Below are 4,341 nucleotides of genomic sequence, written 5' to 3' on the forward strand. Positions count from 1 at the left end.
GTTAGTGGGCATTATAATTAGTTACTTAATTTGGGCGTTTCAAAGAATAAACAAATTAAATAAAAAATATTATAGCTTTAGGCTTTGTAAAAATATAATTTATTCTCTTAGAGGTGAAGTCCTTGTTATGTAAAAGAAATTATAAAGGGTATCTTTATTTGGAAGACGGCTCTATAATAGAAGGCTGTGGATTTGGTTCGAAAACCTTTAATTATGGAGAAGTAGTATTTACAACTTCAATGAATGGATACCCTGAATTGCTAACAGACCCATCATACAAGGGACAGATATTAATAATTGCTCATCCATTAGTAGGCAACTATGGCGTTCCGAAAATAAATGTTTTAAAAAATGGAATTATTGAAAACTTTGAATCAGAAAGGATACAAGTGAATGGATTAATTGTTTCCGAAGAAACTGAAGGAAATAAATGGAATTCTGAACTATCTTTGCACGAGTGGTTATTAGAAAATGGTATACCGGGTATTAGCAATGTTGATACTAGATCTTTAATAAAGAAAATTAGAATGAATGGTGTAATAGGAGGAATTATTTCATCTGGTGTAGAAATAGAAAAAATAAAAAGTTTTAAATATGATGAAATAGACTTTACTGATTTTACCTCGCCAAAAAATGTTATAGTTCATGAAGGGTTATACAATAAATCTATTGTAATTGTGGATTGTGGAGTAAAACATGGTATAATTAAGGGAGTTTATGATGCGCTTAAATATGACATAATAAGAGTACCTTGTAAATCCAATGCAAATGATATTATAAAATTTGATCCGAAGGGGGTAATATTTAGTAATGGCCCAGGGAACCCTAATTTATTAAAAGAAGTTATTGATACTTATAACTCAATATTAGAATACAGAATACCCATATTAGGAATTTGCTTAGGACATCAAATAGGTACAATGGCATTAGGAGGTAAAATAAGTAAGATGAAGTTCGGGCATAGGGCAGTGAACAAGCCAGTAATTGATGTTATATCAGGCAAAAGTTATATTACAACTCATAATCATGGATATGCAATATTGTCAAAAAAAGATCTACCTAAAAATGTAAAGCTTTGGTTCTTTGATCCTAACGATTCAACTATTGAGGGTTGGATAAACGAAGAAATGGGAATATTATCTCTTCAATTTCATCCAGAGGCAAGACCTGGACCTTTAGACACTACTTGGATATTCGATAAATTTAGAAAAATTATTGAGGGTGTTTGAATAATGAATAAAGAGCATTTGAATAAGGTCTTAATAATAGGTTCAGGACCAATAAAGGTTGCTGAGGCGGCAGAATTTGATTACTCAGGTTCCCAAGCATTAAAAGCTGTAAAAGAAGAAGGCATTAAAGCAGTATTGGTAAGTCCTAACGTTGCAACTATACAAACATCATATAAGATGGCGGACAAAATATATATGATCCCATTGTTTTACAATTATGTAGAAAAAGTTATTGAGAAGGAAAGGCCTGACGGAATAATGATAGGTTTTGGAGGGCAAACAGCTTTAAATGTAGGGATAGATTTATGGAATAATAACATATTACAAAAATATGGAATAAAAGTTTTAGGAACACCTATAGATGGTATAAAGAAGGCTTTAAGTAGGGAAAAGTTCAGAGAAACTATGATTAAATCAAACATCTTAATACCTTCAAGCTTTTCTGCAAATAACGAGGCAGATGCAATAAATAAAGCAAAAGAATTGGGATATCCTGTAATGATAAGAGTAAGTTATAATTTAGGGGGTAGAGGTTCTGGGGTAGTATGGAATGAAGAAGAATTAAGAAACAGCTTGAAAAAAGCCTTTTCTCAAAGTTACATTAATGAAATATTGTTAGAAAAATACCTTTACCACTATAAAGAGCTGGAATATGAAGTTATGAGGGATTTTTATGGAAATAAAGCAGTTATAGCCTGTATAGAAAATTTAGATCCTATGGGTGTGCACACAGGAGAAAGTGTTGTAATTTCACCTTGTCAAACAATTGATAATTATGAATATCAAATTATGAGAAGTTTATCAATGAGAGTAGCAGATTCTATAGAATTAATAGGAGAAAGTAATGTTCAATTTGCTTTAAATCCGAACAGCTATGAAATTTATGTAATAGAAACAAATCCAAGGATGTCTAGATCATCAGCTTTGGCAAGCAAAGTAACTGGATATCCATTAGCTTATGTATCGGCAAAGTTAGGTCTAGGATATAAGCTTTATGAGATAATAAATAAAATAACAGGCGTGACAACATCTTGTTTTGAGCCTAGCTTAGATTACGTAGCAATAAAAATGCCTAGATGGGATTTACAAAAATTTGAAAAAGTTGATAATGAAATAAATACTGAAATGAAAAGCATAGGAGAAGTTATGAGTATAGGAAGGAATTTTGAAGAAGCTTTTCAAAAGGCAATTAGAATGCTGGATTTAAATCAGGAATTGGTTGATAATAAAGCCTACAATTCATATATGAGCAAGGAGGATGCTTTAGAAAAATTAAGAAAGAAAAGAGGTTACTGGTTTTTTTATATGTCTAAGGCAATTAAAGAAGGGGCTTCAGATGATGAAATATATAATGTTACAGGAATAGACAAATTTTTTATAAGAAAAATTAGAAATATTGTTGAATTTTATGAGAATATGAAAAAAATCAAAATTGATGAATTAAATAAAGATTTATTGGAGGAAGCAAAAAGATTAGGATTTAGCGATAAACTAATAGCGAAGGCATTAAATGTTGAGGAAAATTACATAAGGAAGCTAAGGCTTGAAAACAAGATAATTCCTAAAATAAAGCAAATAGATACGGTAGCTGGTGAATGGCCTGCGGTAACTAACTATATGTATGTTACATATAATGGAAATGAAGATGACATAGATTTTTCGCAAGATAAGAGCATATTAATAGTAGGATCGGGGGTATTTAGGATAGGTGTATCTGTTGAGTTTGATTGGGGAACTGTTTCTTTGATTGATGCTTTAAAAAATTACTACAGAAACGTCTATGTATTAAATTATAACCCAGAAACAGTTTCTACTGATTGGGATGTCGCAGAAAAATTGTTCTTTGATGAAATAACCGTTGAAAAAATCCTGGAATTATCATATAAAACGAAAACCAAAAAAATAGTAATTTTTTCATCAGGTCAAATAGGAAATAACATAGCTAAAGAACTGGAAGAAAAAGGTTTATCTATTTACGGAACATCTGGATACAGTATAGATATAGCCGAAAATAGAGAAAAGTTCTCACTTATTCTAGATAAGCTGAACATAAAACAGCCACCATGGGTATCTGCAAACAATTTAAATGAAGTAATTAAATTTGTCGATAGAGTTGGGTATCCTGTCTTAATTAGACCGAGCTATGTTTTGAGCGGAGCTAGCATGAAAATAACATATAATTATAATGAGCTATTGAAGTATATTAATTCTGCAACTAAGATTTCTCCCAAATACCCTGTAATTGTATCTAAATATTTTGATAATGCTATTGAGGCAGAAATAGATGCGGTTTCCGATTCAAAGGGGGTAATAGGTGTTTTAAATGAGCATATAGAAGAAGCAGGCGTACATAGCGGGGATTCTACTATGGTAATTCCGCATAGAAAACTAAGGAATGACATTGTAAAAGAAATGGGTAAAATCTCTTTAATGCTCTCTAACGAATTAGGAATAAAAGGGCCTTTTAATTTACAATTTGTAATAAAAGATTCATCACCATTTGTTATAGAGTTAAATTTAAGGCAAAGTAGATCTTTTCCTTTTTCCAGTAAAGCTGCTAATATAAATTTGATAGATTTAAGCGTGAAAGCAATTGAAGAAGGACTAAATTTTGATGGCTTTAAATTAATTGAGCCTAAATTTTATGCAGTAAAATCACCCCAATTTTCGTGGTCTCAATTAAAAGGGTCGTATCCTAGTTTAAGCGTTGAAATGAAAAGTACAGGGGAAGCGGCAGGATTTGGTATTAATTTTTATGATGCATTACTGAAGAGTTGGCTTTCTGTATCACCTAATAGGATCCCTGATTTAAATAAATCTATTTTAATTTATGGTACAAAGAACTTAACTGATCTAATCGATGCAGGTAAGACGTTAGAAAAAATTGGTTATAATATATATACTATTGAAAATTTTGAATCTTATGGGAAAAGATTAAATTACAGAGAGGCTGATGATTTAATACTGAATAAAAAAATAGACCTTGTAATTTCAGACGGTTATATAATCAATTATGATTATACTATTAGAAGAAATGCGGTGGACTTAAACATACCCATAATTCTTAATGGGAAATTGGCTAAAGAAATTTCTATTGCAATTAAAGAAAATA

Annotated in this window: 2 protein-coding genes; both read left to right on the forward strand. The window is 30.8% G+C overall.

Going from position 1 to position 4,341, the window contains the following annotated elements; all coding sequences use genetic code 11:
* The first annotated feature begins 122 nt into the window (after positions 1–122).
* Positions 123–1,229, forward strand: coding sequence for a glutamine-hydrolyzing carbamoyl-phosphate synthase small subunit (gene carA, locus RXO53_RS07800; protein ID WP_410713660.1), 1,107 nt, complete (start codon positions 123–125; stop codon positions 1,227–1,229).
* Positions 1,230–1,232: 3 nt separating this feature from the next.
* A partial coding sequence (gene carB / locus RXO53_RS07805; protein WP_410713661.1) for a carbamoyl-phosphate synthase (glutamine-hydrolyzing) large subunit occupies positions 1,233–4,341 on the forward strand: 3,109 nt, incomplete at its 3' end.

The organism is Caldisphaera sp., from assembly GCF_046536515.1.
In the GTDB taxonomy this organism is placed as follows: domain Archaea; phylum Thermoproteota; class Thermoprotei_A; order Sulfolobales; family Acidilobaceae; genus Caldisphaera.